General features: G+C 71.4%; 31 protein-coding genes and 1 tRNA gene. 9 read left to right on the top strand and 23 right to left on the bottom strand.

Annotated elements, in window-relative coordinates:
* Nucleotides 1–124: 124 nt before the first annotated feature.
* Both ABZ793_RS29380 and ABZ793_RS29375 read right to left on the bottom strand, forming a co-directional pair.
* Nucleotides 125–1,027, bottom strand: a complete 903-nt coding sequence (locus ABZ793_RS29380; RefSeq protein ID WP_357462836.1) for a transketolase — start codon at nucleotides 1,025–1,027, stop codon at nucleotides 125–127.
* Nucleotides 1,028–1,029: 2 nt separating this feature from the next.
* On the bottom strand, nucleotides 1,030–1,773 hold the full coding sequence (locus tag ABZ793_RS29375) for a transketolase (protein ID WP_357462833.1): 744 nt from the start codon (nucleotides 1,771–1,773) through the stop codon (nucleotides 1,030–1,032).
* Between the two features lie 46 nt (nucleotides 1,774–1,819).
* Here ABZ793_RS29375 and soxR point away from each other — a divergent pair, with 46 nt between their 5' ends.
* Nucleotides 1,820–2,284, top strand: a complete 465-nt coding sequence (soxR, locus tag ABZ793_RS29370) for a redox-sensitive transcriptional activator SoxR (RefSeq protein WP_350712442.1) — start codon at nucleotides 1,820–1,822, stop codon at nucleotides 2,282–2,284.
* Nucleotides 2,285–2,304: 20 nt separating this feature from the next.
* The gene (locus ABZ793_RS29365) at nucleotides 2,305–2,499 is read left to right on the top strand and encodes a hypothetical protein (protein ID WP_357462830.1); all 195 of its coding nucleotides are present in this window, start codon (nucleotides 2,305–2,307) and stop codon (nucleotides 2,497–2,499) included.
* Here ABZ793_RS29365 and ABZ793_RS29360 read toward each other — a convergent pair.
* Nucleotides 2,486–3,463 (bottom strand): NAD(P)H-quinone oxidoreductase, encoded by a 978-nt coding sequence (locus ABZ793_RS29360; RefSeq protein ID WP_357462827.1) that lies wholly within the window; start codon nucleotides 3,461–3,463, stop codon nucleotides 2,486–2,488. The two genes, ABZ793_RS29365 and ABZ793_RS29360, sit on opposite strands and share 14 nt — an antisense overlap.
* Nucleotides 3,464–3,472: 9 nt before the next feature.
* Complete coding sequence (locus ABZ793_RS29355; RefSeq protein ID WP_357462824.1) at nucleotides 3,473–4,012, bottom strand: AAA family ATPase; 540 nt, start codon at nucleotides 4,010–4,012, stop codon at nucleotides 3,473–3,475.
* Between the two features lie 97 nt (nucleotides 4,013–4,109).
* Here ABZ793_RS29355 and ABZ793_RS29350 point away from each other — a divergent pair.
* Nucleotides 4,110–4,198: transfer RNA gene (locus tag ABZ793_RS29350), tRNA-Ser, on the top strand.
* A 122-nt stretch (nucleotides 4,199–4,320) separates the two neighbouring features.
* Here the strand turns inward: ABZ793_RS29350 and ABZ793_RS29345 are convergent.
* From ABZ793_RS29345 to ABZ793_RS29280, 14 genes are all read right to left on the bottom strand, one after another.
* Nucleotides 4,321–5,730, bottom strand: a complete 1,410-nt coding sequence (locus tag ABZ793_RS29345) for a tyrosine-type recombinase/integrase (protein WP_357462821.1) — start codon at nucleotides 5,728–5,730, stop codon at nucleotides 4,321–4,323.
* Complete coding sequence (locus ABZ793_RS29340; RefSeq protein WP_145774200.1) at nucleotides 5,727–5,933, bottom strand: helix-turn-helix domain-containing protein; 207 nt, start codon at nucleotides 5,931–5,933, stop codon at nucleotides 5,727–5,729. The genes ABZ793_RS29345 and ABZ793_RS29340 overlap by 4 nt, the downstream gene beginning before the upstream one ends.
* Complete coding sequence (locus tag ABZ793_RS29335) at nucleotides 5,930–6,097, bottom strand: hypothetical protein (RefSeq protein ID WP_357462818.1); 168 nt, start codon at nucleotides 6,095–6,097, stop codon at nucleotides 5,930–5,932. The genes ABZ793_RS29340 and ABZ793_RS29335 overlap by 4 nt, the downstream gene beginning before the upstream one ends.
* Before the next feature lie 447 nt (nucleotides 6,098–6,544).
* Nucleotides 6,545–8,104: a hypothetical protein gene (locus ABZ793_RS29330; RefSeq protein WP_357462815.1), complete on the bottom strand. Its 1,560-nt coding sequence runs from the start codon at nucleotides 8,102–8,104 to the stop codon at nucleotides 6,545–6,547.
* Complete coding sequence (locus ABZ793_RS29325) at nucleotides 8,101–9,087, bottom strand: bifunctional DNA primase/polymerase (protein WP_357462812.1); 987 nt, start codon at nucleotides 9,085–9,087, stop codon at nucleotides 8,101–8,103. Before ABZ793_RS29325 ends, ABZ793_RS29330 begins: the two co-directional genes overlap by 4 nt.
* Before the next feature lie 197 nt (nucleotides 9,088–9,284).
* Nucleotides 9,285–9,587 (bottom strand): hypothetical protein, encoded by a 303-nt coding sequence (locus tag ABZ793_RS29320; protein WP_357462809.1) that lies wholly within the window; start codon nucleotides 9,585–9,587, stop codon nucleotides 9,285–9,287.
* A complete protein-coding gene (locus tag ABZ793_RS29315; protein WP_357462806.1) occupies nucleotides 9,584–9,835 on the bottom strand; it encodes a hypothetical protein in 252 nt (83 codons plus the stop codon). Before ABZ793_RS29315 ends, ABZ793_RS29320 begins: the two co-directional genes overlap by 4 nt.
* A 141-nt stretch (nucleotides 9,836–9,976) precedes the next feature.
* Nucleotides 9,977–12,172 carry a cell division protein FtsK gene (locus ABZ793_RS29310; RefSeq protein WP_357462803.1) on the bottom strand — a complete coding sequence of 732 codons (2,196 nt, stop codon included), beginning with the start codon at nucleotides 12,170–12,172 and terminating at the stop codon, nucleotides 9,977–9,979.
* Between the two features lie 97 nt (nucleotides 12,173–12,269).
* Nucleotides 12,270–12,437 carry a hypothetical protein gene (locus ABZ793_RS29305; protein WP_357462800.1) on the bottom strand — a complete coding sequence of 56 codons (168 nt, stop codon included), beginning with the start codon at nucleotides 12,435–12,437 and terminating at the stop codon, nucleotides 12,270–12,272.
* Nucleotides 12,438–12,469: 32 nt separating this feature from the next.
* Complete coding sequence (locus tag ABZ793_RS29300; RefSeq protein ID WP_357462797.1) at nucleotides 12,470–12,877, bottom strand: hypothetical protein; 408 nt, start codon at nucleotides 12,875–12,877, stop codon at nucleotides 12,470–12,472.
* The gene (locus tag ABZ793_RS29295) at nucleotides 12,874–13,305 is read right to left on the bottom strand and encodes a DUF3307 domain-containing protein (protein WP_357462794.1); all 432 of its coding nucleotides are present in this window, start codon (nucleotides 13,303–13,305) and stop codon (nucleotides 12,874–12,876) included. Before ABZ793_RS29295 ends, ABZ793_RS29300 begins: the two co-directional genes overlap by 4 nt.
* Nucleotides 13,306–13,396: 91 nt before the next feature.
* Entirely contained in the window at nucleotides 13,397–14,266 is an 870-nt protein-coding gene (locus ABZ793_RS29290; RefSeq protein ID WP_357462791.1) for an ABC transporter permease, read from the bottom strand.
* Nucleotides 14,263–14,637 carry an RRQRL motif-containing zinc-binding protein gene (locus ABZ793_RS29285; RefSeq protein ID WP_357462788.1) on the bottom strand — a complete coding sequence of 125 codons (375 nt, stop codon included), beginning with the start codon at nucleotides 14,635–14,637 and terminating at the stop codon, nucleotides 14,263–14,265. The genes ABZ793_RS29290 and ABZ793_RS29285 overlap by 4 nt, the downstream gene beginning before the upstream one ends.
* A complete protein-coding gene (locus ABZ793_RS29280; protein WP_357462785.1) occupies nucleotides 14,637–14,885 on the bottom strand; it encodes a DUF6284 family protein in 249 nt (82 codons plus the stop codon). Before ABZ793_RS29280 ends, ABZ793_RS29285 begins: the two co-directional genes overlap by 1 nt.
* A gap of 404 nt (nucleotides 14,886–15,289) precedes the next feature.
* Between ABZ793_RS29280 and ABZ793_RS29275 the strand changes: the two genes are divergently transcribed.
* Together ABZ793_RS29275 and ABZ793_RS29270 are read left to right on the top strand one after the other, a co-directional pair.
* Nucleotides 15,290–16,081 carry a GntR family transcriptional regulator gene (locus ABZ793_RS29275; RefSeq protein ID WP_357462782.1) on the top strand — a complete coding sequence of 264 codons (792 nt, stop codon included), beginning with the start codon at nucleotides 15,290–15,292 and terminating at the stop codon, nucleotides 16,079–16,081.
* Entirely contained in the window at nucleotides 16,081–16,833 is a 753-nt protein-coding gene (locus ABZ793_RS29270; RefSeq protein WP_357462842.1) for a glycosyltransferase family 2 protein, read from the top strand. The genes ABZ793_RS29275 and ABZ793_RS29270 overlap by 1 nt, the downstream gene beginning before the upstream one ends.
* On the opposite strand, the gene ABZ793_RS29265 is transcribed toward ABZ793_RS29270, so the two are convergent.
* Entirely contained in the window at nucleotides 16,822–17,346 is a 525-nt protein-coding gene (locus tag ABZ793_RS29265) for a hypothetical protein (RefSeq protein ID WP_357462779.1), read from the bottom strand. The genes ABZ793_RS29270 and ABZ793_RS29265 overlap by 12 nt on opposite strands.
* Nucleotides 17,347–17,736: 390 nt before the next feature.
* Nucleotides 17,737–18,444, bottom strand: coding sequence for a hypothetical protein (locus ABZ793_RS29260; protein ID WP_357462776.1), 708 nt, complete (start codon nucleotides 18,442–18,444; stop codon nucleotides 17,737–17,739).
* 153 nt (nucleotides 18,445–18,597) lie between these two features.
* On the opposite strand from ABZ793_RS29260, the gene ABZ793_RS29255 reads away from it, so the two are divergent.
* Nucleotides 18,598–19,131, top strand: a complete 534-nt coding sequence (locus tag ABZ793_RS29255; protein WP_357462773.1) for a YbhB/YbcL family Raf kinase inhibitor-like protein — start codon at nucleotides 18,598–18,600, stop codon at nucleotides 19,129–19,131.
* 118 nt (nucleotides 19,132–19,249) lie between these two features.
* Here ABZ793_RS29255 and ABZ793_RS29250 read toward each other — a convergent pair whose 3' ends face one another.
* Nucleotides 19,250–19,960, bottom strand: coding sequence for a class I SAM-dependent methyltransferase (locus ABZ793_RS29250; RefSeq protein ID WP_357462771.1), 711 nt, complete (start codon nucleotides 19,958–19,960; stop codon nucleotides 19,250–19,252).
* 211 nt (nucleotides 19,961–20,171) lie between these two features.
* Between ABZ793_RS29250 and ABZ793_RS29245 the strand changes: the two genes are divergently transcribed.
* Nucleotides 20,172–21,992 carry a hypothetical protein gene (locus ABZ793_RS29245; RefSeq protein ID WP_357462768.1) on the top strand — a complete coding sequence of 607 codons (1,821 nt, stop codon included), beginning with the start codon at nucleotides 20,172–20,174 and terminating at the stop codon, nucleotides 21,990–21,992.
* Nucleotides 21,993–22,014: 22 nt separating this feature from the next.
* Here the strand turns inward: ABZ793_RS29245 and ABZ793_RS29240 are convergent, their stop codons facing one another.
* The gene (locus tag ABZ793_RS29240; protein WP_357462766.1) at nucleotides 22,015–22,794 is read right to left on the bottom strand and encodes a ferric iron reductase; all 780 of its coding nucleotides are present in this window, start codon (nucleotides 22,792–22,794) and stop codon (nucleotides 22,015–22,017) included.
* A gap of 285 nt (nucleotides 22,795–23,079) precedes the next feature.
* On the opposite strand from ABZ793_RS29240, the gene ABZ793_RS29235 reads away from it, so the two are divergent.
* On the top strand, nucleotides 23,080–24,597 hold the full coding sequence (locus ABZ793_RS29235; protein WP_357462763.1) for a peptide deformylase: 1,518 nt from the start codon (nucleotides 23,080–23,082) through the stop codon (nucleotides 24,595–24,597).
* 265 nt (nucleotides 24,598–24,862) lie between these two features.
* Here ABZ793_RS29235 and ABZ793_RS29230 read toward each other — a convergent pair whose 3' ends face one another.
* Entirely contained in the window at nucleotides 24,863–25,981 is a 1,119-nt protein-coding gene (locus tag ABZ793_RS29230; protein WP_357462760.1) for a globin domain-containing protein, read from the bottom strand.
* A 143-nt stretch (nucleotides 25,982–26,124) separates the two neighbouring features.
* On the opposite strand from ABZ793_RS29230, the gene ABZ793_RS29225 reads away from it, so the two are divergent.
* Complete coding sequence (locus tag ABZ793_RS29225; RefSeq protein WP_357462757.1) at nucleotides 26,125–26,895, top strand: CPBP family intramembrane glutamic endopeptidase; 771 nt, start codon at nucleotides 26,125–26,127, stop codon at nucleotides 26,893–26,895.
* Nucleotide 26,896 lies beyond the last annotated feature (1 nt).

Genomic DNA, 26,896 nt, shown 5'->3' with positions numbered 1-26,896 from the left:
ACGTGGAAGGACGGTGTCGAGGCGCTCTGGATCCTCGGCCGCGAGCGCACCCGCCGCCGTCCCCTCGGGGCCCCGACCCGCTGACCCGCCGCCGAAACCTGCCCCGCGGCGGGTCGTCGCGGGCTCAGCGGCCGGCCGGCGCCAGCGCCGACTCCAGGAACCCGCCGACCGAGCGGCGCAGCCCGGCGGCGTCCAGCCCGTGCCACCGGGTGTGGTCCTCGGCCGATCCGTAGCGGCGCAGTTCCTCGCGCCCGACGCCGAGCGCCAGCAGCCGGTGCGGCCGGTCGGCCAGCGCCGCCGACACCACCCGCGCCGACGTCCCGGCCAGGTAGGGCTCGACCAGGATCACCTCCGTGCCGGCCAGTGCCCGCAGCCCCGCGGTGTCGAACGGCCGGGGCCGGTGGGTGTACGCCACCGTGACGCCCAGGTCGGCCGCCGCGGCGAGCGACGCGTCCAGCACCGGGCCGACCGCGACCAGCAGCGGGGCACCCGGCCCCGCGTCCCGGAGCACGCGCAGCGCGCCGTCGCCGCCGTACGGCCGGTCGTTGTGCTGGGTGGAGAGCCGCAGGTACGCCGAGCCGTCGGCGGCCACCGCGTCCCGCAGCAGCGCCGGCACCTCGTCGGGGTGGCCGGGGACGTGCACGGTCCAGCCGTGCAGGGTGTCGATCAGCGAGACGTCCGCCGGCGAGAGGTGGGTGCGCCCGGCAGCCGCCCGGTCGTACGACGCGCCGACGCTAACCAGCACCGCGCCCACACCCTGGTGGTCGAGGTCCAACTTGAGCTGCTCGTACGCGCGCTCGACCAGGAACGGGGCGTAGCTGTGCGCGATCGGCCGCAGCCCGGTCAGCGCCAGCCCGCCGGCCACGCCCACCATCAACTGCTCGCGGATCCCGACGTTGAGCACCCGGTCCGGGTGCCGCCGCGCGGCCGGGGCGAACGCGGCGGCGGAGATGTCCGCCAGCACCAGCGCCGTACGCGGATCGTCCGCGAGCAGCGCGGTGGTGGTGTCGACGAAACGGTCCCGCACGGTCACTCCCCCTGGTCGACGACCGCGACGACGACGTGCGGCCGGTGGTTGTCCTGCCCGGTCAGGGCGGTGTGCAGGGCGTCGTGGTTCCGCCCGTCGACGGTGGCGGCGGTCCAGCCGTTGACGGTGAACCGGGCCGCGGCGCCGCCCGGCCAGCCGTGCGTGGCGGAGCCGTTGTCGATCACGATCGCGGTCAGGTTGCCCAACCCGGTCGCGCCCGCGTACGCGATCGCCTCGTGGTTGGATCCCTCGTCCAGCTCCGCGTCGCCGAGCAGCACGAAGACCCGGGGCGTGAGCAGGCCCTGGGCGCGCAGGCCGAGCGCGGTGCCCACGCCGAGCCCGAGCCCGTGGCCGAGGGAGCCGGAGCCGATCTCCACCCCGGGCACCAGCATCCGGTCGGGGTGGTCGCCGAGCCGGCTCCCCGGGCCACCCTGGTCGTCCAGCCAGTCGGCGGGGACGAAGCCCTTCGCGGCGAGCACGGCGTAGTAGCCGGCGACGGCGTGCCCCTTGGAGAGCAGGAACCGGTCCCGCTCCGGCGCGTCGACGGTCTCCGGGGTGATCCGCAGGATCCGGTCGTAGAGAACCCAGAGCACGTCGACCGTGGAACGGACGTTCGCGCCGAACTCCCGTCCTGCGCGGATCCGCTCGTACAGCGGGGCGACGGGCCCCGGCAGGGGCGGCACGGTCGGGTCGTCCGGCGGTGGGGCGGTCGCCACCCGACCCGCGTTGGCGGTCATCGTGGTCATGCCGCTAGCCTGCAAGTTGAAGTCCGCTTCAACTCAAGGCGACGTGATGCACGAGTCACTGACCATCGGCCAGCTCTCCACCCGCAGCGGCGTGGCCCCCTCGGCGCTGCGCTACTACGAGCGGCTCGGGCTGATCCGGGCCGAGCGGACGGGTGGCAACCAGCGCCGGTACGCCCGCACCGAGCTGCGCCGGGTGGCGTTCATCCGGATCTCCCAGCAGGTCGGCATCTCGCTCGAGGAGATCCGGGAGGCGCTGGACTCGCTGCCGGCCTCCCGTACCCCCAGCGCGGAGGACTGGGCGCGGCTCTCCGCGGCCTGGCGGGAGCGCCTGACCGAGAAGATCCGGCTGATGACCAAGCTGCGCGACGACCTCGACGGCTGCATCGGCTGCGGCTGCCTGTCGCTGCGGCGCTGCACGCTCTACAACCCGGACGACTCGCTCTCCGGAGAGGGCTCGGGAGCGCGCCTGATGCTCCCCCGCCCGGCCGCCGACCCGGCGCCGGCCGCCTGACGGCGACCCGGCGGCCGACGATGGCGGGCGCGGCGGACGACGACGGCGACCCGGCGGCGGACGACGGCGACCCGGCGGCGGACGACGGCGACCCGGCGGCGGACGACGGCGACGCGGCGGACGACGGTGGCGGGCACAGCGCGGCGCGGCACCGGCCGCCGGCCGGCCAGCTCGTGATGCTGCGCCGGCCCGGTCGACGCGTCAGCCGGTGGTGAGCAGCACCTTGCCGACGTGGTCGCTCGACTCGACCAGCCGGTGCGCCTGCGCCGCCTCGGTGATCGGCAGCCGGCGGTCCACGATCGGCCTGACCGCGCCGGCCTCGACCAGCGGCCAGACCTGCTGGCGGACGCCCCGGACGATCTCCGCCTTCTGCTCCCGGGGCCGGGACCGCAGCGCGGTGGCCGCGACCGTGCCCCGCTTGGCCAGCAGCGCGCCGAGATCCAACTCGCCCTTGCGGCCGCCCTGCATGCCGATGACCACCAGCCGGCCGTCGGTGGCCAGCGCCGCCACGTTCCGGGGCAGGTAGGAGGCGCCCATGATGTCGAGGATGACGTCGGCGCCCCGACCGTCCGTGACCCGCCGGACCTCCTCGACGAAGTCCTGCTCGCGGTAGTCGATCGTGTGCGCCGCGCCCAGCTCGCGCAGCCGCTCGTGCTTGGCCGCCCGGGCGGTGACCACCACCGTGGCGCCGAGCGCGACCCCGAGCTGAACGGCGAAGGTGCCGATCCCGCTGCCGCCGCCGTGCAGCAGCAGCGTCTCGCCCTTCGCGAGCCGGGCCAGCTGCACGACGTTCGACCAGACCGTGCAGGCCACCTCGGGCAGCGCCGCCGCGTCGACCAGGTCGACCCCCGCCGGCACCGGCAGCAACTGCCCGGCCGGCACGGCGACGCGCTCCGCGTACCCGCCGCCGGCCAGCAGCGCGCAGACCTCCTGGCCGACCTCCCAGCCGGCCACGTCGGGCCCGGTCGCGCTGATCACCCCGGAACACTCCAGCCCGGGGTACGCGGGCGCGCCCGGCGGCGGCGGGTAGTGCCCCTGCCGTTGCAGCAGGTCCGCCCTGTTCACGGCGGTGGCCCGCACGTCGACGACCACCTCGCCGGGGCCGGGCTCGGGATCGGGCACCTCGCTCCAGACCAGTGCGTCGGGTCCGCCGGGCTCCGGGATCGTCATCGCGCGCATGCCCTGTGTCTACCCCACCCGCCCGTCGGTCCACGCCCGGGCCAGGATCTCGTCCACCGTCTGCCCCGGCGTCTGCGCGGAGGTGTCCAGCCAGAGCCCGATACGGGGCGTCTCCGCGCGGAACCCCGCGTCCAGGTCGGCGACCGGCCAGTCGCCGTACCCGGTCTTCTCCCGGGCGTCCTCGCGGGCGGCGACGACCTCGGGGCTCGGCGCGAGCACGACGACCGCCAGCGGGCGGTGCCGGATGCGGTCGACCATGGCCGGCAGCTCCGCGCCGAGGACCACGTCCTGGAGCACCACGGTGAAGCCGTCGGCGGCGTAGCGGTCCGCCGCCGACGCCGCGAGGTCGTAGCGCAGCCGCAACTGCTGCCACGCCTCCTCCGACGGCTCGGCGGTCATCTCCTCCCGCCCGCTGACCACCATCCGCCGGAAGACGTCGCCACGCAGGTGCACCGCACGCGGCAGCCGCCCGGCCAGCGCCTCGGCCACAGTGGACTTGCCGGCGGCCATGATGCCGGTGATCAGCACGACGGACGGGGTCTCCCACACGCCGCCGATCATCTCAACGCGGGTGCCGTGCCCGCTCGCCCGGTGCGCCGCCGTGGCAGACTAGGCACGGTCGCGTACCCCTGCGGGGCGCGGCCCGGGAGGGTTCGCCTAGTGGCCGATGGCGCTGGTCTTGAAAACCGGTAAGGGCAGCGATGTCCTTCGTGGGTTCGAATCCCACACCCTCCGCCGATGAACAGCAAAAACGCCCCCTGACCAGCGCAAACGCCGGTCAGGGGGCGTGTCTATGGATGGTGAATCGGTCTCACTTCGTCTCGCTCGGGGCCGCCGCGTCTCACTGGTCGTGTCGTTTACGTGTCGGCGTCTCCCGGCTCTCCCTCGGCCACTTCCGGCTGCTCGGTGCCCAACGCTCCCTCGATCCGATTCCGCGCCGCCTCGTCCTGCCCGTCGATACACGAGGCGTAGACCTTTAACAGCACGTGCACGCTGTGACCGGCCCACTGAGCGACCTGGGTAGCCGGTACTCCGGCGTTGAGCCAGAGCGACACGGCGGCGTGCCGCAGGTCGTACGGCCGGTGCGCCAGCGGCGAGCGCTGCTGAACCGGCGTCAGCGCCGCCTCCCGCGCTTGCCGCCAGGCACGCAGGTAGGTGCTCTTCGACACCGGGGCCACCCGAGCGCCAGCGGCGTTGAACATCCGGCCGTTGATATCGCGGCAGTGCTCGCGGAGGTGGTGCCGCAGGATGCGAACCAACTCCGGGCAGGCTGGCACGTCGCGCGTTGCCTTCTTGGCTCGGTGCTTCAACTCCCGGTCTTCCAGCGATCGGCCGGTGTCGCTCCAATCCTCGCCGACCTGCTGTGTAGAGCCGCTGAGGTGTAGCCACCCCCACCCTTTCTCGGGTAGCTCGCATTCGTCGGCGCGTAGGTGGATCACCTCAGACGGCCGGAGGGCGGCGAAGTACATGCAGGCGAAGAAGCCTTCCAAGTGTGGATCGCGTTCCCGTACCGCCGTGAGCAGTGCGCGGGCTTGCTTCGGGTTGACCACCACCTTTCGGTCGACCTGATCGGTATTCTTCGGCGCTCGCCACTGGATGAAGTCCATCGGGTGGGCGTCGAGGTAACGCAGCTCTACTGCGTACTTTAAGGCGCTGTAGAACACTGCGCGCTTTCTGGCGACGGTATTTGCGGCGGCCGGCCGTCCGTCAATCCGAGTCGTCAGCAAGTCGAGCGCCTTTCGGATGGTGGCCGGATTCGCCACCTCTGACAGTGGCAGCGTGTTCGCGCCGAGCCACCGAACAACCGGTGCAAGGCGCTCGGGCGGCACATGGTTGTCGCGGTCGCGCTGCAACTTGTTGAATACCCAGACGTAGAGCGCGTGGCGGATGTCCGCTTCGGCCGGCGCTCCGCGCGATGTGGCGAGCAGCGCGGGCGTAACAGTGGTGAGCGCGTCAGCGATACTCTTGCGCTGGGTGGCTGCGGCACGCGGCCACTTCATGTCCACGAATGCAACAGCCAGGTCGTACCAATTCCGGCTGTTCAGTTCCCGGGCCATCGGTTCGGGTAGCCCGTTCTTCTCATCGAACGCCGTTCCCTCGCGCTGCGCCACGACCAGTTTCGACCGGTAGCTCTCGGCCAGTGCGCGGGTGGCGAACGTCTTCCGGAACGGCTTGCCGGCGACCTTCCACCGGACCGTGTACGACTTCGTCTTGCCGGACAACTCGTTGGTCAGGATCGCGTGAATTCGCACGTTATAGCTACTCAAGCGGCTGCCTCTTCCTCATGGTCGGTAAGCCAGGCATCCAGGTCACGGCGGCGGACGTACAGGCTGCCGTTGGGGTACTTGATGGTTCGGGGTGCACGGCCGGTGGCCTTCCAGCGGAAGAAGGTCGACCGGGGCACGCGGAGTTCGTCCAGGACTTCGGCGAGGGTGAGCAGGTTCCCGGTCGGGGTGCGGCGGGTGGTCATGGGCGGGTGTCCTCCCTCGGAGTGGCGTCGAGGTAGATGCGGTGCCGGGTGGACGGGGGCCGGTCGGGATAGGGCCGGCTGACCGCGCGGATGGTGAGGACGCGAGCAAGCGCGGCAAGGGTGGCGGTGGTTTCTGCGGGGGTGCCATGCAGCCTGATTCGCATGCTGGCGGCCTTTCGGTCGTCGGGCGGGTCCAGTCGTGATTCGGGCGGCCGGTTCGGCAGGGGGGCGTAGAACGGCCCGCTGAGAGCGCCGTAGAGCCAAGATCTGCGGTGGGTTGGGGTTAAGGGATGCACCGGAGTGTCTGTGTGGCTCTCAGCGGGCCGGTCCTACGTCGATCGGCGGCGGGTGGCCGGTGCGTTCCTGCGCGGGAGGGCTGAACCATCTCCGCATCTCCGCATCTCCGCAAACGTGCCTGTGAGCTGGGCAAATGCTTGCGGAGATGCGGAGAGCTACTGAGGGGCCATCTCCGCAAAGGGGGTGTCATCTCCGCAGTGGTTGCGGAGATGCGGAGATCGATGATCCTCTAGGTTCGGATCTCCGCAGAGTGTTTCCCCTGGTAGAGCGGGGTTGGTGCGGCGTTGCGGAGATGCGGAGATGGTTCAGCGGGTTTACCCCTCGTGGCGTTCGACCCAGAACACGGATCGGTCGCCCCGGTCGTTCTTGCCGGCCCGGATGACGTGATCGCCGCGCCAGCGTCCGGCCTGCCCGGTCAACAGTCGGCCGAGTTGCAGGGGGTTGGGTAGGCGGCCGTTGTGGGTGGTGATGAACTGCCCGTCCCACGGGTCGTTGACGTCGCTGCCGAGGTGCATCGGCTCTGCGTCTTGCCTGAGTTCGGCGGCGGTCATCGCACGGCCGCCGTGGCGGTCGTGCCAGCAGGTGAGGAACGCGCGCCAGCGCGTTTCGTCTTCATCGATCTCCCGCACGTCGGCGGCGTTGGTGAGGAACCCGTCGATGCCGTGGTGTGCGAGGAACCCGCCAAGGGCTTGCGCCCACGGGGTGAACTGCCGCATCGACAACCCGGTGACCCGGGGTGCTCCTCGTCGCGTCCAGTCGAGGACGAGGACCAGGAGGTGCCACAGGACGGTGAGTTGGTTGGCCGGGTCGGTAATCCATTGGTCGAGGTGCGGGATGCCGAACCCGCGCTGGTCGCGCAGCTCGGGGCGGGGCATGTTCGGGTCGAGGTGCACGCGCACGGTGCGACTCGCCATGTCTCCGCCGACTTGCAGGTTGTTGCCGGTGGCCATCCACAGCCGGTCGTTGACGGTGGCGACGTTGCGCGACGCGCCCAACTGCCGGTCGGACCACACGCCGCTCGTGACGAGCTGGGCGAGCACTGCGGAGTCGATGACGGTTCCTTCGGCGAGGTTGTCCCAGATGACCACGCCGACCTGCTCGGCCAGCACCGCGGTGATGCTCTTGCGGAGTTCTTCGTCGGAGTATGCCCAGGTCATGACGCGCTGCCCGTACAGCATTCCCGGCCCGGCCGTCAGGATCGTTTTCCCCGATGACGGCATGGTCGCGTCGATGAGCGCGAACGGCGTCAGGCTGCGGGTGAAGTGCCGCAGGATCGGCGTGGCCAGCAGCGCCACGTAGTTCGCCCGGTCGGCGGCGCTGGCCCACGGGAAGTCACGCAGGAACCGGCCGAGCAGGAACGTACGCGCCTCGTCTACCTGCTCGGGGGTCGGTTCGTCGGGCACGGGCGGCAGCGCGACTTTGGAGGCGAGGTAGAGGCCGGTTGCCGGGTCGTAGCCGGGCCGCTGCAACAGGGTGCCGTCGCGGCGCAGCACGGGGGCACCGATGATCCCGCGCAGCGGCGGCACGCCCGGCCACGTCTTGCCGGCCAGCACCGACGACAGGATGTCGCGGGGCGGGGTCACCTCGTCTTCGAACATCTCCGGGTCGCCGGTGTCGCTCTTGCGGGTCTTGAGCCGGTAGACGTAGGCGTGTTCGGCGAGCAGCCCGGCCAGTCCGGCGGGGTTGACCATGCTCGCCGACACCGGCAGCGGCGAGTCTTCGTCAGCGGCGGTGGCGAGGCCACCGGAGACGGCCTCCATGTGGACCAGCGACCCGGCCGACACGTAGGTGTCGGGCAACAGCCCGTCGACGAGCGCGGCCTTGAGCACGCGGATGGTTTCGGGGCCGGAGCCGATCTGTAGGCGGGTGGTCATGCCGCCGTCCTTCCGATGTTGGTGAGGTGGCGTGGGTTGCGTGCTCCGGTGCGCAGGCCGGAGGCGATCGTGCGCGCGACCTCGGCGGGCCGCAGTCCGATCGACAGCGCCGCCGGTTCGAGAACGGCGGTCACGTCGTCGTCGGTGAGCGCGCCCCCGGCGGCGAGCTGCCCGAGGGCGACCGCCGAGGTGAACAGCGCGTGGTTGCGCTGCCCGTCGGGGGCGGCGGTGAGGTGGGCGACCTGGCGGCGGATCGCCGCCGCGACGTAGGGGCCGCGCCGGTCGGCCGGCAGCGCCACCGTGGCGGGCCGGTAGGCGGGTCGCGGGGCGGGGGTGAGTAGCCCGGCCAGCCATCCGGGCAGCGGCGCCGGGTCGCAGTCCAGCGCCACCGCGTAGGGGCGGCCGGCAACGGTGCTGCCGGCGGCGACGACGTAGCCGCCGTGGGCGCGGGTGTCGACCTTCCACCCGAGGCCGCCCCGGTCTCCGGTGGTGTTGCGCAGCTCGGGGCCGCTGGTCGGGTGCTGGTAGTACAGGTGGCTGCCGCCCCGGCCGGTGGTCACGGTGTACGTCGTGTCGACGGTGCCGCCGTGGCGGCCGGCTAGGGCGGCGAGCACGTCCAGGCCGTCACGCGCACCGGCCCAGACGGCGGGCGGGGTGTCGTCGGCGTGCTTCGGCACGTCCAGGTCGACCACGACCAGCCCGGACGGGCCGCAGGCGATGCCGACGCCGTAGGGGCGTGTCGACCACGCGCGCCGGATGCGGTCCGGGTCGGTCGTGGCGCGTTCTTCCCATCCGACGTGACGGCCGGCGGCACGGCAGCGCGGGTCGGCACGGTCGCAGCGCTCGGCGGTGCAGCGATTGGGGAACGCAGGCCGCTTGGCCTCGTCCTCGTCGCCGGATCGGGCGTCGGGACGCAGCGGGAAGACGTGCCATCCGCGCGCGGCGTGAGCAAGGGCAACGGCCAACAGGTCAGGGTCGGGCATGAGGTCCCTTCCTTCGGTCGATCGCGGGAACAGGGGTGTGGACGGTGGCTCCGGCCGCCCGGCGACCGCTGCGGGTGTGTGGGCGGGGCAGCGGGGGCCTTGCAGGTAGGGCCGGATGCCGTGGGCGGTGTGGCAGTAGCGGCCGGCGGTGCCGATCCAGTGGCCGCACCGGGCCGCCGGCCCCGTGCGGCCGGCGGTCACCCGGCGGCCCGCCCCGGTCGAGGCCGGGCGACGATGGCGGCGCGGGTGACGGCCTGCCGCAGGTCACCCAGCAGCCCGACCAACTGCCGCCGCGCGGCCACCTCGCCTGGGGCGAGCGCGACCCTGACGCGCACCTCGGCGTGATCGCGGCCGGCAGCGGTGCGCACCCGCACCAGCACGGCGCGGGCGTGGCCGGCGATGTCGACCACGATCTCTTCCGACCGGTGTTCGCCGAGGTTGCAGCGGTGGTCCCGGCCGCACCAGTCGGTGTGACCGGCGCGGCCGGCGCGGCGGTTCATCGCTTGCCCGCCTCGTACTCGTCCTTGATGTGGTTGATGGCGTGCCGGCCGACGCGCAGCCGCAGCCCGGTGCCGGCGCAGCGGCGGCACTCCCGCCGAGCACGGGCGAGCGGGGAGCGCTTGCGGCCGGTGCCGTTGCAGGTGCGGCAGCGACCGAACGGCGCGGCCACACACACGGCGAGGTAACCGAGCGTGAGCAGTGCGAGGATGAGGCAGGGGGCGGTGGCTAGCAGGGTGCGGGGGGTCATGACAGCCTCCAGGGCCGGTTTTAGGGCGTGTTCGGGGGAGGCCGCTAGGTTCCTAGCGTCCTGATCAGGGTTCGGATGGCGTCCTAGGGGCGGTCCTAGGTCTAGGAGCCCTCTGCTCCTAGACCTAGGACCAATCCGTGGCTAGCTCGCGTCCCGCTTCCGGTTACGCTCCGCGATGGCAGCGATGATGGCGGCGCGTTCGAAACCGCCCCGGTTGGCACCCTTGCCGGTGTCCGGGTCGGTGCCCCACGTCTGCCCGACCTTCACGCCGAACGGCTTGAGCGCGACGGTGACCCGCTCGGCGTCCCACCCGTCGTAGACCTCGGGCCGCAGCTCGGCCAGCCGGGCCGCGACGGTGCGGCACCACACCTTGGCCTCGTTGGCGGGCACCACGGCGGCGATGTCGTCCAGGAGGTGGAACGACAGCGCCGGGGCGGCGGCGGGCTGCTCGCCCAGGGCGTGCCCCGTGATCCGTCCGGCCGCCTCGCGGGCGGCGCGGGCGCGGGCGGCGATCCGCTCGGCCATCGGCCCGTCGATGTTGACGGTGGTGGTGATCCGGGCGTCGGCTCCCTCACCGACGAAGTAGCCGGTGCCCTTGTCGGTCCAGGCGAACATGGTCGCCCGTACGCCCTGCTTGTACTGCGAGGTGCCGAGCACCATGTCGTTCTCCATCTGGCCCATGACCTTGAGGCAGAACCGGGTGGACGCGTTCGCCGAGATGCCCGTGGGCAGGCTCTTGGCGTCCGGCCGCTGGGTAGCGAACACGGGGATGATCCCGAGGGCCGGCCCGCGCTTCACGAGGTCGGTGCTGATGGCCTCCAGTTCCTTGCCGTGCTCGGGGTGCTCGAACCACTTCTGGCACTCGTCCACCCCGATAACCAGCGGGTGCAGGCCAAGGGACTTCTTCGACGCCAGCTCGGGCGTGACCTTGTTCTCCGGGCACAGGTCCCGGGGGAGGTCGCGGATCACCTTGGCGCGGCGGCGCAGCTCCTCGCGCAGCTCCCGCATGCCGGCCACGGCGTACTCGATGTCTTCGTCTTCCTCACCGGCGCGGTAGCGGTGGGCGACCTGTTCCAGGGCGGACAGGTCGCCGGTGCCCTTGAGGTCGTAGGCGTGGATCTCCGCACGCGGATCGAGCGCGGCGATGAGCAGCACCTCTCGCAGGGTGAAGGTCTTGCCCATGCGGGGGATGGAGCCGATGACCATCGCCATGAACATCAGGGTCAGCTCGACCCACCGGCCGCGCGGGTCGGTGCCGAACGGCTGCGGCCGGAACAGGTCCACGGTGCCGCCCTTGAGCAGCGGCCACACGGGCTTGCGGGCCTTGGACATGTCCTGATCGCCCACCCACAGCACGAGACGGCCGGGGTGCACCTCGGGTTGTCCCTCGGGCCACACACACCCGAGGGGGCGGCCCAGTCCGGCGGCCAGCTTCTCCCGCTTGTCGATGACTTCGGTGGCGGTGACGGCGTTGGGTAGCTCCACGTCGGCGCGCCAGCCGGGGCCGTCGCGGGTGATCGGGGCGGGGAACCAGTCCTTGCCCCGGTCGCCCTTGGCGATGGCCTGGTTGATGCCGGTGATGCCGAGGTTGCCCAGCGCCCGCACCACCACATCCGAGGTCAGCTTCTGCACCTTCGGCACCACCACGGCGGTGTCGAGCAGCGGCTTGTCGGCCGGGCGACCCAGCGCGCCGAGGGCGGCCAGGATCGCGGCGATGGTGGCGTACCGCGCGCCGGGCGGGGCCAGGGCGTAGGCGATGCCGAGTGCGGGCAGCACGCCGAGCACCACGGCGGCGGTGACGAACCCACGCCACCGCACGCGCTGGTCACGCAGCTTCGACGCCTTGAGGTACATCTCGGCGTCGCCCTTGTCGGCCATGAGCTGGCGGACGTGCTCGCCTTGCAGGTCGAACAGCCACCGCCCCCAGCCGGTCAGCAGCCGGGCCGCGCCGCGCGGCGCGCGCCACGCGAGCTTGCCGGCGTACTTCGGGGTGCGGGTCAGGTGGTAGGCCCCGGCGTGGAACAGGTGCCCGATCGTCCAGCGGGCCGCGTCGCGCAGCTCGGCGCGCGAGCGCAGCCACGCCGGCACGATCGGCCGACGCTTCGCACCCTGCAACCCCGCCACGGTGAACCGCGGGGACCGCTGCGCCTCGGGCGAGTCGACCAGCCGCCCGGGGCCGTCGGCCAGATCGCCGCCGTCATCCGGGCCGGCAGGTGCCTGCCGGCGGGACCGAGCGGCGTCCAGGTCCACCACGTCGGCGTCGCGGTCGGTGCTGTCGTGCAGGTCGCGCTCTGCGGCCTGCCAGTCGAAACGGTCGTCATCTCGCGGGAAGGTCATGATGGGGGTTCCTCCATCTGATCCGTGAGGGTCGGGGGATGAGGGCCGGCGGCACGGCGCGGTTGTCGAGGCCAGGTGCCGTGCCGCCGGGCGGGGGTCAGTTCTTGACGGAGATGCGGTTGCCGCAGCCGCCGCAGGTGGCGTAGGTGCGCTCGTTGTCGGCGGTGATGTCTCGCCAGTTGCTCTCGTTGCCGCAGGCCGGGCACCACAGTTGCGAGTTGCCGGTGGTGACGCGTCCGGCGCTGCCGATCGAAATGCTTGCCATCAGGGGGTTCCTCCTTGCGAGAGGTCAGGCGGTCAGTGCCAGCGGGTAGCGGTGTCAATGAGCGCGATGTCGCGGTGGTCCTTGGGGCGTCCGGTGAGGCGCTTGGAGCGGATGACCTCGGTCAGCGGGGCGAACGGGATACCGGCGTGATGCTCGGCGGTGGCGATGAGGTGGCCGGTGTCGAAGCCGGGTAGCCACTGGTCGGCGGCCTCGATTTGCAGGCGCACCATCTGCCCGTGCCCGGACGGGGCGACCTCGGGTGCCTTCATCGCGGCGAGGCGGTGCCAGGCTGCGCCCCGGGCGACGATGTCCAGGTCGCCGAGCTGGGTGCGCAGACCGTGGGCCAGTAGCGGCCCGGACCCGAACACCACGTACTCGCTGGTGGGCAGGTCCAAGGCGCGGAGCATGCGGATCAGGGGGTGCCGGTCGAGGTGGCTCATGCCGCCGCCATCAGGGCCGCGACGAACAGGAACCCGTAGTGCCAGGCTTGGTCCAGGGCGTACATGCCGCCGCCCCGGGTCAGCCACATGGGGTCCTTGCCGAGCAGCTCGGCGAGGCGGCGCAGCGGGGTGCGCCGGTCGGCGATGTAGTGCGACACCGCCGAAATCGTCAAACCGACCCCGACACCCCACGGGTCCAGCCGCAACCCGGTCGCCAGGATCAGGGTGACCAGTGCCACCAGAGCGGTGAGGGTGTAGGCGGCGACGTGCGCGGCGCAGGCGAGGCGGCCGGCCCATCCGGGCTCACCCTTGCAGTCGGCCTGATGCTGGGTCTGCACCCAGTGGTCGGCGACCTGGTGAGCGGCGTAGAGAGCGGCGAAGACGGCGGCGAACGCGGCAGCGTGCCGGCCGGTGGGGTCTGCGAACATGGGTGGTCTCTCCCGAGGTCGTTGGCTGAGGGGTGAGGGCCGGCAGCGCGGCGCAGGTTGGGAAGCCAGGTGGCCGCGCTGCCGGGCGGAACTAGTCGTGCGACCGCACGAGGTGCGCGAGGGCAGCGCCCATGCCGAGCACCGCGACGGGGAGGCACGCGACGGCGGTGGTGATCCACCACGGGGCCGAGGTCATACCGGCGGCCACCAACAGGTGGTAGGCGACCTGGCCGAGCGCGCCGACCGCGAGGGACGCGATGGCGGACCACTTGGCGAACCGGCGCGCCCGGTCCGGCACCCGCCCGGACAGCCACACGTAGAGCGCATAAGCGCCGTACGTCTCGACGCCGATCGGGAGGGTGATCGCGGTGTCGATCGTCCAGCCGGACCCGATGCCGGGCAGTAGGTTCACCTTCCCGAACCCGGTGAGTCCGCCGAGGCCAACCCAGCCGCCCCAGATCGCGACGAACGCCGGCAGGGCCAGCAGGATCACCGGCCACACCACCGCCGGACGGGCCGGCGTGGGCGAGGCGGACGTGTCCGGGTGACCGACCGCCGTGACCTGCTCGGCCGGCTCGGCGGGCGTGATCTTCGGCGGGGTGGTCGGGGTCGGGTCGGCCGGCGGGGTGTGCTCGGGTGCGGCCGGTGCGGGGGCCGGGTGCGGGCCGATCGGCTCGGCGTAGTCCAGCGGCACCGGGGCCGGGTCGGTGGGGGGCGTCAGGAGCGCGCCCCGGACGATCATCGCGGTACGGGTCTGCTCGGTGCGGGTGCGCTGCTCGTGCTCGGCCTTGAGACGGGCGAGCAGTTCGTCAGCCTTGGGCGCGCCGATGCGGAACTCTCGCATGAGCCGGTTGCGCGATGGGAGGGTCTGTCCCTCGGGCAGGTCCAGGGCGCGGGCGGCGGGCAACAGGGCCTCGATGGGCTGCGGGTAGCGGGTGCCGTTGATGGTGGGGGCAGTCATGCTGCGGCCTCCTGGGGGAAGGCGCACGCGAGGCATTCGCCCAGCGAGCGCGGGATGTAGTAGGGCCGGACCGTGCCGCAGGTCGGGCAGGTCCGGCGGGCGGTCAGCGCCTTGCCGATGGCGGCGCGTTGGGCGGGGGTGGCGGTGCGCTTGGGGCGGGCCAGGTCGACCCGGTACAGGTAGGCGGCGCGGGTGCCGCCGACGCCGCGCCAGAGCACCTGAGCGGCGACCGGCTGACCACCGGGCCGTAGGCCGGCGGCGCGGAGCTGGCGGCGGGTGGCATAGCCAGGCGGGGCACCTCGCCACCAGTAGGTGGGGATGCCGTACCGCGCCCCGTCCGGATCGAAGTAGGCGGCGCGGATGCGAGACATCAGGCCGCGCGACGCGGGCCGGCGGTGCGGTCGGCCAGCTCGGCGGCGGCGCGGGTGACGCCGGCTTCGGCGCGGCGCAGCCGCCGCCAGTCCAGCACGGTCGGGCCGCCGTGGTCCTCGGCGTAGAGCATCGTGATCTCGGCGTCGAGTACGTCCAGTTCGGCCGCGATCAGCGGCCACTCCATGTCGATCGCGGCCAGGTCGGCGGCGGTCGGCTCGGCGGTGACGGGGGCGAGGTGCGTTCGCACGGAAAACCTCCAGGGAGTCGATGAAGTAGGAAGGCCCGGGGTGCGACCAGACCGGCTGCACCCCGGGACGAACAGGAACAAGAGGCAGAAGCCCAAACCGCGCGCCAAGACCCGGCCCGCTCGCCCCGCTCGCCCGGGACCTACCGGGGTCGACCACCGTGTGGCTCAAGGCGGGGATGCCGCAGACGGATCTACGCGGCGCTTCTGCTGTGAAGTTCTCAATGAACGACCACACGACCGGCCCGTGGGCGTGCAGCGCAGTGCGCCACCTTCCCCGGCTCCCGCTCGGCTATGTCACTCAAGTCCCTTAAAGGACTTGGAGGGGAGTCTTCCGTCACGTTCCGACTGTGTCAAGACCTTTGAAGGACTTAGACTTGTGGCGCGACCGTGAGAGGGGAACCGGCATGTCGAGCAAGTACGACCGGGTGGCGGCTGACCTGCGCAGCAAGATCCGTGCGGGTCGCTTCGCGCCGGACACGCGCCTACCGGCAGAGACTGACCTGGCCCGCGACTATGGGGTGACGGTCAACACCATGCGGCGAGCGTTGGAGCTGCTGCTTCAAGAGGGGCTGATCGATAAGCGCCAGGGGGCTGGCAACTACGTACGACAGCAACGGCCGCCGATGGTGAGAACCACTGAGCGGTACCAGTGGGAAAAGGATCGGGTCCGGCTTCCAGCGGATGAACGGCGCGCGGCGGGTGCGACGGAGCGCGATACCGGCCTCAACCGCGATGATCTCGACTTCTACGCCGAGTACACGCAGATACCAGCAACCGCCGAGATTGCCGCAGTATTTAACGTGCCCGAGGGCACCCGCCTGCTTCGGAGGGTTTACCACACCCGGAAGCGCTCAGAACGGGCACCAATGGGAACGGGAGCCTCCTACCTTGTGTATGACCACATTGCACGAAACCCGGACCTGCTGAACGCGGAAAACGAACCGTGGCCGGGTGGAACCCAGCACCAGCTTTCTACGGTCGGTATCGAGGTAGGCGAGATTGTTGACGAGGTAGTCGCGCGAACGCCTACGCCTGATGAGGCGCTTGTTCTCGATATTCCAAGCGGGTCGGCTGTCCTCGTTCTACGAAAAATCTCTATCGACACGACCGGCCGGGTTGTAGAGGTAGCTGATGCTATCTGGCCCGGTAGTCGGATCAAGCTGAGCTATAACACCAAGTTGAAGGCGTGGAACTAATGTCGAACATTGTCTCTGTCGTTACGGCGGCACATGCGCCGAACGCGAAGTATTTGCCTCATGCCTACGAATCGCTTGCTCAGCAAGTACTGCCGGATGGGTGGGAGTGGGAGTGGCTGGTCCAGGAAGACGGCGAGACGGGCGAGGTCGGCGCAGCTCTTTCGATGGACGATCCCCGAATTAGCCTTGGCATGGCCCGAGCCGGCGGGCCAGCGGTAGCACGTACGAACACCTTGACTCGCGCCCGAGGGTCGCTCATCAAAACCTTCGACTCTGACGACCTATTCGCGGATAGCGGCGCGCTTGCCCGAGACATCGCGACCCTTTCCGAAAATCCGGAAATCGGGTGGACCACTTCTAGCGCGCTTGACCTGCTACCCAACGGGGAAGTTGTCAGTTGGGAACATGCTGACCCAGATGAGGGCATTCTACCTAAAGGCTTCATACTCGACTTCTGGCGTCAGAACGATTGGCGTCTCCCCGTTCATCCGATGACCATGTGCATGCGCCGGGAGCTGGTGATTGCTTTGGGGGGCTGGATGGCACTAACCACTGCTGAAGACACGGCGCTTTTGATGGCCGCAAGTGTCATTAGTGACGGCTACTTTATCGGCCGGCCAAGCGTTCTCTACCGAAAGCATCCGCAACAGGTTACGGCTCAGGGGTATCACACGGACCCAGCGCCAATGCAGGCGCGAAGATTACTCATTATCGAGCGGGCGGAGATTCTCGCCCGAATGCTAGCAACGTAGGTGGGAGCCACAAAGCGGCGGGGCGTCGACGCGGCAAACTTTCCATCCGCCGCCGACGCCCCGCTCTTGCTTTACGCGAAAACTCCATTCATGCTCACTGCCCCGGACAAAGGTGACGCTGCCGGTAGCTTGATCGGTCAGCGTGAAGCGAAAGGCAATCGTCGCAGAAACGGTGCCATCGCTACCTACCGTCTTCCAATCGGCAGACTCCACCTTGATTTCGGAATTCATTGCGGCGACCTCGGCACGCCACGCGCGTGCTTCCGCCATGAGTTCCGCCTCGCGGTCGTCGCACAGGCAGCGCCGGATACCCAGCTCGTCGCCCGAGCCGTTGAACACGGCCAGGAGGTAGGCGTGTGCGGCGGCAACCGGTGTTGCCTCTCCCCGGTCCGCTTCGACGGTCTTAACGGCGGCCCATCCGACGGGCACGGCGAGGCAGGCTGCGAGGGCGACCGCGACGGCTACAGCGGCGCGGAGTCGCCATGAGCGCAAGGCGAGGGGCGGCGCGATCATGAGCGGAGACTACCTACCGGATCATGGGCGCGTGGGGCCGCGTCGCTGGGTCTTGAGGGGCCGTTGTGCCGTATCCGTGTCGGCATGTGCGGGTGTAACCGCTTAGTGGCAGGTCAGGCTCATGAGCCGCGTGGTCTTGAAAACCGGTAAGGGCAGCGATGTCCTTCGTGGGTTCGAATCCCACACCCTCCGCCGATGAACAGCAAAAACGCCCCCCTGACCAGTACAAATGCTGGTCAGGGGGCGGGCGGACCTATCCGTCGCCTCGTCATGTTTCGAGCCACGTCCCGGCCGGCGCCGGTGCACACCATCCGACCCGGAACAGCACGACGCCCCCTGGCCGGAGCGAATCCGGCCAAGGGGCGTCGTGGTGCCCGTTCGGGTGGTGAGTCAGTAGTCCAGAAGAAGGGGCTGCCGGTGCTCGATCGCGGTCTCGGCGAGATCGAGCATCACCGCGAGGCCGAAACGTGCGACCTCCGCCAGCGTCGGGTCATCGGAGGGCAGCCCCCGCCGAAGCTCGGCCGGGTCGTGCCCGGCGAGGACACCGGCGCGTTCGTCCAGCAGGCGCAGCTCGGCGGCCAGCCGGTCGATCGAACCCATCCGGGTCGGCTGACCCGTCGGTCGGGACGCCTCGATCACGAGCGGATCCTCAGCGAGCGGCAACCACCACTCCACTCCGGACAACAGGGTGAGGTAGCGCTCGGGCTGGGCCGAGGCCGCCTGGTACGCGGGAGCGTCGGCGAACTCGCGCGGGCGGTCTTCCTTGTCCCAGGGGCTCGGACGCAGGTCCGGGCGCTCGTCGTACGCGGCGAACAGCAGGACGGCGCCGAAACCGTCCCAGTCGGGCTTGTCGGTCCAGTACGGCTGGGTCGCGCTCTCCGGCCAGTCCACGGGGCCGCCGAGCGCCTCCCCGAGCCACTGTTGCCACTCCCGTACGGCGTTCTGGACCATGTCCGGGTCGGTCTCGGGGTCCTCGTCCTCGTGCGCCCGGACGATCCGCACGTCGTATCCGTCCCGTGCGCCGATCTGCTGTGCGATGGTCAGCCAGTCGTTCAGGTGGTAGCGGGTCAGCGGTCCGACGTAGAGATCAAGGCCCATGGGGAGGCATTCTTGCCCACCGTGCACGTGACGTGTCGGCTCGGGCCGGAGCCGCCTCGTACGGGACGCCGGGCGCCTCGGGTTCGATCGCGGGCGTCGGCGGGGTATGAAGGGTGCGGAGGACAACCGCGCTCACCGGAAGGACCTGTCCAGATGACCCTGGAACGACCGATCGCCCCGGACCCGTACGAGCTGCTGCCGACCGTGTCGTCGTTCACCCTGACCAGCGACGACGTGCAGAACGGCGAGCCGATGGACGCCACGTACGCCCACGGCAGCGTCGGGGGCGGGAACGTCTCGCCGCAACTCGCCTGGTCCGGCTTCCCGGCCGAGACCAGGGGCTTCGTCGTGACCTGCCTCGACCCGGACGCCCCGACGGGGAGCGGGTTCTGGCACTGGGTGCTGGTCAACCTGCCGGCGAGCGTCACCGAGTTGCCCAGAGGAGCGGGCGCGGAGGATCTCGGTGGCGCCTTCACGGTCCGCAACGACTACGGCGACCAGGGCTACGGCGGCGCCGCGCCGCCGGCCGGTGACCGCCCGCACCGCTACGTCTTCGCCGTGCACGCCCTCGACGTGGAGCGCCTCGACGTCACCCCCGACGCCACCCCCGCCGCGGTCGGCTTCAACCTGGCCTTCCACACCCTGGCCCGCGCCGTCATCCGGCCCACCTACCAGGTCAAGCAGTAACCCCCTCCCCTCCCTCTCCCTGCCCCGCGATCTTGCACTTCGGCCTTGTCTCGCGGCTTTCGCCCCGTCGGGGCGGCAGGTGCAAGATCGCGGGGCAGGGCGGGCAGAGGGAGGAGGGTCAGGCGGGGACGCGGGCGACGGCGAAGACGGACTGGCCGAACGGGGGGCGGACGCGCTGCTCCGCCGCCTTGGTGGCGGGGAGCACGAGGGTGTCGTAGACCTTGACCATCGGGCCCTCCTTCGGCATCAGCCGGAAGACCTTGGTCGCCATGAAGTAGCCGATCAGCCCGAGCGCGTTCGCGTAGTGGATCTTCTCCACCGTCAGGCCGGCGGCGGTCATCGCGTCGGCCAGGGTCTTCTTGGTGTAGCGGCGCACGTGGCCGGTGGCGATGTCCGCCGGGCTCATCGCGAACTGGAACGCCGGCACGATGATGATGACGTTGCCGCCCGGCCGGACCAGGTCGCGCATGCTGCGCAGCGCGCCCACGTGGTCCTCGATGTGCTCCAGCACGTTGTACGACACGGCCGCGCTGTAGTCGCCCCGCTCCGAGTGCGGCAGCAGCATCTGGCGGACCTCGATGTTCGGCTGGTCGGCCAGCCGCTCCTTCAGGGAGACGAGCCGGTCCGGGTCGGCCTCGGTGGCGGTGAACCGGGGCAGCTGCTCCGCCCACTCCAGGGCGTAGTCGCCGAGCCCGCTGCCGATCTCGATCGGGTTGTCACCGAGGTGCGGCACCGCCAGCTCGACAAACCAGCGACGGTGGTTGACCGCGGTCGCGAGGCCTTCCAGGACCTCGGACTGCACGCGCTGATCCCCAGTGATTTCTGCCATGCGTCGATTCCTCACGATATGACTCGACCCGCGCCTGGACCGACAGAGTGAATCATCCGCGCTGACGGCAGAAGAATCGGGGCACCTGGGTGGCCGAATTGCGGTCGGGGGGTGGGCACGTGATCGGCGGTCGGCGAACCCGGCACATGGTACGCCAGTACCCCGAAACATGTCACGGCGGTGCCATAGCCTGACTACTCTACGAATCGTTATGACTACTCCTGAATCGGACCTCCCCGCCGGCGTGCCGGGACGCGGAGCGCCGGAAAGCGGGTCCGACCGGGGCGTACGCCCCTGGAAGGGGTGGTGGACGGACCTCGCCGCCGCGGCGAGCTTCGTCCTGCTCGGCCTCTGGGTGACCGCGCGGCTGTGGCTGCGCCCGGCCCACGGCATCCGGGACAACCGTACGGACCAGTCCCAGTTCGAGTGGATGATGGCGCACGGCGCGCGGGTGGTGACCGATTTCGTTTATCCGTTCACCTCCGACCGGATGAACGTGCCGGACAGCGTCAATCTGATGGCAAATACGTCCGTATTATCCGTATCTATCCCAATGACGCCTCTCACGCTGCTGCTCGGCACGCGGGCGTCGTTTCTGCTGTTCCTCACATTGGGCATGATCGCCACGGCGACGGCCTGGTACCTCCTGCTCTCCCGGGTGGTCGTCGGCTCCCGGGGGCCGGCCTGGCTCGGCGCGGCGTTCTGCGCGTACGCCCCGGCGATGGTCTCGCACGCGAACGCGCACCCCAACATCGTCTCGCAGTTCGTCGTGCCCCTGATCATCTGGCGCACGCTGCGGCTCGCCGAGCCCGGGCGCTGGCTGCGCAACGGTTTGCTGCTCGCGCTCGCGATCGTCTGGCAGGCCTTCATCAACCTCGAAGTTCTGCTGATGACCGCGATCGGGCTGGGCGTGGTCGTCGGGGCGCTCGCCCTCGGCCGGCCCGAACTGCGCCGCCGGGCCCGGCCCTTCCTCGCCGGCCTGGGCACCGCCGCCGTGGTGGCGCTCGCCCTGCTGGCGTACCCGCTGTACGTCCAGTTCTTCGGGCCCGGGGCCTACCACGGACTGCCGTGGCTGATCCGCGGCTACTCCACGGACCTCGCCTCGTTCGTGGCGTACTCCCGGGAGTCCCTCGCCGGTGACGCGCGCACGGCGCAGGGGCTGGCGAAGAACCCGACCGAGGAGAACGCCTTCTTCGGCTGGCCGCTGGTCGTGCTGGTCGTCGCCCTGCTCTGGTGGCTGCGCCGGCACGTCGTGGTGCGCGGGCTGGCCGCCCTCACGCTGCTCTTCGGCCTGCTCTCCCTGGGGCGGGAGATTCAGCTCAACGGGAGGGGGACCGGGGTGCCCGGCCCGTGGGCGGCGCTGGAGGGCCTGCCGATCCTGCACTCGGTGGTGCCGACCCGGTGGGCGCTGGCGATCACCCCGATCGTCGGGGTGCTGCTCGCCTACGGGGCGGAGCACGTGCGCGTCCTGGCCGCCCGGCACCCGCGGGCCCGACCGCAGATCCGCTTCGCCGCCGCCACGGTGCTCGCCATGGCGCTGCTGCCGATCCTGCCCACCCCGCTGCCCACCACCCGGCTCGACCCCGTCCCCGCCTTCGTCACCTCCGGCGCCTGGCGGCCGTACGCGGCCGGCGGGCGGAGCATCGTGGCGCTGCCCCTGCCCGACACCCACTACGCCGACCCGCTGCGCTGGTCGGCGCGGACCGGGCTGGACATGCCCATCGCCCGCGGCTACTTCCTCGGCCCGGACACCCGTCCCGGGCGGGACCGGGTCGCGCTGTTCTCCGCCCCGCCCCGGCCGACCAGCGAGTTCTTCGCCGAGATCCGGCGCACCGGCGCGGTGCCGCCGATCACCCCGCAGGCGCGGGTCGACGCGGTCGGGGACCTGCGGTACTGGCGGGCGGGGGCGGTGGTCCTCGGCCCGCACCGGCACGCCGACGCGCTGCGCCGGGGGATGACCGAGCTGACCGGCATCCGCCCCACGTACACCGGAGGGGTCTGGCTCTGGGACGTCCGTACGCTCACCGATTGAGGCGGGACCGGGAGGTCGGGCGCTACGGGCGGACGCAGCAGCCTTGGCAGATCTTGGGCTTGGGGAGGGTGAAGGCGAGGCAGCAGGTGCGGCGCTGCACGGTCGGCTCGCCCGTCGGGCCGGGGACGAGTTCCACCAGGTCGGCGAGGTCCAGCGCGCCGAGCAGGGTCTCGATCGTCTCGACCGAGGAGCCGGGCAGGCCGTCGGCGGCCCGGAGGATGCCGTGGGCGATGCCGGAGGCCACCGACCCGAGCAGGGTGCGCGCGCCGATCCGGACCTCGGCCTGGATCGCGGCGATCATCGGAGCCAGGTGGGCGTCGAGCAGCGAGGCGCGGAGCACCCGGAGCAGCTCGGCCTCGTCGGCGACGACCCGCACCTCGGGCAGCCCGGAGAGCGCCAGCGGGTCGCCCGGCAGCACCGCGACCGTGGTCGAGCGGCGCAGGCCAAGGGTGAGCAGCGGGCGGTGGTCCTCGAAGTGGATCAGCACGTCGGCCGGGTCGAGCAGGGGCACCCGGCGGGCGGAGGCCCAGCCGAGCACCACGGGCAGCGCCGTCCAGTAGCTGTAGGACTTCCAGGCCAGCGCGGCGCAGGCGTGCGGGGTGCCACCCCAGCGCCGGGTGGCCGAGTGCAGGAACTCCGGCAGCCGGGTGCCGTCGACCAGGGTGCTGGCCCGGCCCCAGCCGAACTCGTCGGCGACCAGCAGGCCGGGCGCGAGGCCGGGAACGTCGTCGGTGCCGAACATGGCCCGCAGGGCGGCGGTGACCGGGGCCAGCGGCGCGGCGGCGACCTGACGCCCAGGCATCACCGCTGTCATCCGACTCATCCCCCCGTTCGAAGCGCCCGTCGCCGAGCTAAGGCTAGCCTAACCACAGCTCGCGGGCTAAGGGAAGCCTCACCTACGCCGGATCGGGAGGTGCGGATCACTCCGCCGCGTGCGGCGTACTACCCGGGGGCCGGGGCGGGAAACGCCGGCGCACAGTATCGAAGAACATCGCTCGATGTCAAGGCTCGTGTCGGCAAGACGGCACTTCCCGTGTGTGCGTGGCCACAGAACGTGAAACTGATACTCCCGGCCACGAGGAAGCTGATGACGACCTCACCGCTCGATCGGGCTGCCGACTCCTTCGCTGCCGAGCTCGCCCGGCACCGTACGGGGCGGGGGCTGTCCAAGAAGCAGCTCGCCACCCTGATGGGGTTCGACCCGTCGTACGTCAGCCACGTCGAGGGGCGGCGGCACCGCCCCACCGAGGACTTCGCGCGCCGCGCCGAGGCCGTGCTGGAGGCCAGCGGCGCGATCTGGCAGCGCTTCAGGGAGTACGACGAGCTGCGCCACGCCCGCGCCGAACGGGCCCTGCGGGAGCCGCCCGTCCCCGGGCAGTGGATGCCGCCCGGCACCGGGCTCATCGTCGAGCGGGAACTCGCCACGCTCACCCACCTCGGCGACGAGTACCGCTGCGTCATCCGGCGGGAGCTCTACAACGCCGGCACCGAGCCAGTCACCCGCTACCTGGTGCGGGTCGCCGTCGACCGCTACCCGAACGACCCGGGGCGGTCCAACCGGCACCACCGGGAGCATCCGCTCACCTTCGCCGAGCTGCGGCTGCGGGCCGTCCGGGAGGACGCGGGCGAGCAGGAGGCGATGCACTGGCGGGCCAAGCACGACCGGGACGCCTTCAAGGAGATCTGGCTGCTCTTCGAGAACGCCGACCGACGCTTCCCGCTCTACCCCGGCGACCGGGCCACCATCGAGTACGCGTACTGCGTCGGGCACGACAAGTGGGGCCCCTGGTTCCAGCGGGCCGTCCGGCTGCCCACCCGGCAGATGGCCGTACGCCTGGACCTCCCGGCGGCCCTCGACCCGCAGGTCTGGGGCGCGGAGACCTCGCTCTCGGCGGAGGAGGGCCCGCTGCGCACGCCGGTGACCCGCCGCGACGACGCCGACCGGGTGATCTTCGACTGGGCGACCGACGATCCGCCGCTCAACGCGCGCTACCGGTTGCAGTGGCGGTTCCGCGGCCGGCCCGACGCCGAGCCGGAGGAGGCCGGGCGGGTCCGGCCCAGCGACCGGATGCGCGGCATCGGCATCGTGCAGCGCGGCAGCGACCTGCTCCGCCAGCCGGCGCGCCCGTTCGACCTGCCCGGCGAGGAGCAGGCGGCCCGGGACGTGGTCGACCGCCTCTGCGCGGCCCTGGTCCGGCTCGACGAGCTGCACCCGTTCAGCAAGGGCGTGGGCATCGCCGCCCCGCAGCTCGACCTAGGCCGGGCCGCGGCGGTGGTCCGACCACCCGACCGGTCGGCCGAGCCGGTCGTGCTGCTCAACCCCCGGGTGGTCGACACCTCCCCGGACACCGACGAGCAGTACGAGGGCTGCCTCTCCTTCTTCGACCACCGTGGCCTGGTGCCCCGGCCACTGCGGATCGACGTGGAGCACGCCCAGTACGACGGCAGCCGGATCATCACCTCGTTCGAGTTCGGCATGGCCCGGCTCGTCGCGCACGAGATCGACCACCTGGAGGGGCGGCTCTACGTGGACCGGATGGCGCCGGGCGTGCCGCTGGTGCCCGTCGAGGAGTACCGCGAGACCGGCCACCCCTGGCGCTACTGACGCCCGTCCACGCGTCGTGGCCGGCAGGGTGAGGTCCTCCGCCTCCCGCACCGCGAACGACAACCCGGTGTCCTCCCGCCGCCGTGCTCTCGTGCCGTGCTGGCGTGCCGGTCGGCTCCCCGGGTGCGCGACCACGTCCGCCCGGGTGGGAAGGACGGCCGGGCGGACGTGGTCGGGCGGGGCGGTGCCGGTCCGCCCGTCGGGGACCGGGGCGCGTGCCCCAGGGGGCAGGGGCACGCGCCCCGGTTTGGGGGGAGGAACGCTTCTAGAGGCCGCCGAAAGTGTCGTAGCGGGTGTTCTCCGGCGGGACGTCGTCCTCGGCGAGGACGCGCAGGGTGGCCCGGACCATCCGGGCGGAACCCGAGACGTAGCAGTCGTGCGCCGTCCACGGCCCGTACCGGCTGGCCACGTCGGAGATGTCGCCCAACTCGCCGTCGAAGTCCGGGTCGTCGCTGCACGCCGGGGTCACCGACAGCCACGGGTGCGCCGCCACCAACTCCCGGAGCGCGGCGAGGCCGTACAGGTCCGCCTCCGTGCGGGCGCCGTAGAAGACGTGCACCCACCGGGTCCGGTTGTAGCTGGCCAGCTCCTCCACGAGCGCCTTCACCGGGGCGAGCCCGACGCCGCCGGCCACGCAGAGGACGTCCCGCTCGGAGGAGCGGTCCAGCGTCATCGACCCCATCGGCGCCGCCACCCGGAGCAGGTCACCCGGCTTCACCCGGCGGACCAGCGCCCCCGAGACCCAGCCGGCGCCCGCCGGCGTACGGACGTGGAACTCCAGCACGTTGTCGTCGTTCGGCGCGTTGGCGATCGAGTAGGTGCGCCACACCCGGGGCTGGTGACGGGGCACCTCGACGCTCACGTACTGGCCGGCCCTCCAGCGCAGCGGGTGCTGCAACGCCCGGCAGGTGAGCACCGCCGTGTCCGTGCCGTACCGCTCGTGCGTCAGCACCTCCGCGTGCCAGAACGGCGGGTTGTCGTCGGCTGCCGCTCCGGCGAGCATCTTCTCCGAGATCGCCGCGTACGCGTCCCGCCACGCCTGGTCGTACTCCAGGTTCCAGCCGTCGCCGGCGGTGCTGCGCAGCGCGTCCAGCAGCGCGACGCCCATGGTCTCGTAGTGCGCCGCCTCGACGTGGTACTTCCGGTGGTCCCGGCCCAGCGAGCGCAGGTACTCGTCGAAGCTCTCCGGGTCGCCGACCGTCTGGCTGGCGGTGACGATCGCTTCCAGGATCCGGTCGCCCTGCCCGGTCATCTGCACCGGGAAGAGCTTCCGCAGCTCGGGGTCGAGGAGGAAGAGCCGGGCGTAGAAGTGACCGCCCAGCCGCTCCCGGTGCTCCTCGACCAGGGTCCAGCTCTCCTTCAGCAGCCGTGCGAAGTCGTCCACAGGCGCGCTCCTTCTCCTGACGGCGGATCGGGCGCCCATAGAATGTCCACGGAGCGTGTCGACCGGTCGCACAGAGTGTGCGACCGGCTCGTGAGGTTGGTTCGGCGCTGCCGCCGAGCGTCGTCGTCGGGCACAGTGGTGCGGTGACCGTTGAGCTGGACCGCCCGGCGACCCACCGGATGCTCGGCACCGAGACGCTGCTGGTGCTCGGCCTGTCCCTCGGCCAGTCCGCCGTCTACGCGACGGTGTCGATCGTCGCGAAGCTGACCGCCGACGGGCCGCTGTCGAAGCAGACCGCCGCGCTCAACACCTCGGTGTCGCCCCGGCCGTGGCTGGACCTCACGTACCAGTTGCTCGGGATCTGCTTCGCGCTGCTGCCGGTGCTGCTCGCCGTACACCTGCTGGCGCGGGACCCCGGTGACCCGGCGCGGACGCTCGGCCTGGACGCCCGGCGGCCCGGCCAGGACCTGGCCCGGGGCGCCGGGCTGGCCGCGCTGATCGGCCTGCCCGGCCTGGCGCTGTTCTGGGTGGCGGCCCAGCTCGGCGTCAACGCCACGCTGGTGCCGGCCGCGCTGCCCGAACTCTGGTGGACGGTGCCGGTGCTGGTCCTGGCCGCCGTGCAGAACTCGGTGCTGGAGGAGGTGATCGTGGTCGGCTACCTGGTCACCCGGCTGCGTCAGCTCCGGTGGCGACTCGGTGCCATCATCGCGACGAGCGCTCTGCTGCGCGGCTCGTACCACCTCTACCAGGGCTTCGGCGCCTTCGTGGGCAACGTGGTGATGGGCGTCGTGTTCAGCCTGTTCTACCTGCGCACCCGCCGGGTCATGCCGCTGGTCGTCGCGCACACCCTGCTCGACGTGTTCGCCTTCGTCGGCTACTCCCTGCTGCCGAGGGAGTGGTTCGACTGGCTGTGAG

Origin of the sequence: Micromonospora sp. NPDC047465 (assembly GCF_040643125.1) — a bacterium.
Classification (GTDB): Bacteria; Actinomycetota; Actinomycetes; order Mycobacteriales; family Micromonosporaceae; genus Micromonospora.
The sequence above is the reverse complement of the archived record's forward strand: the minus strand, read 5'-3'. Positions and strand labels throughout refer to the sequence as shown.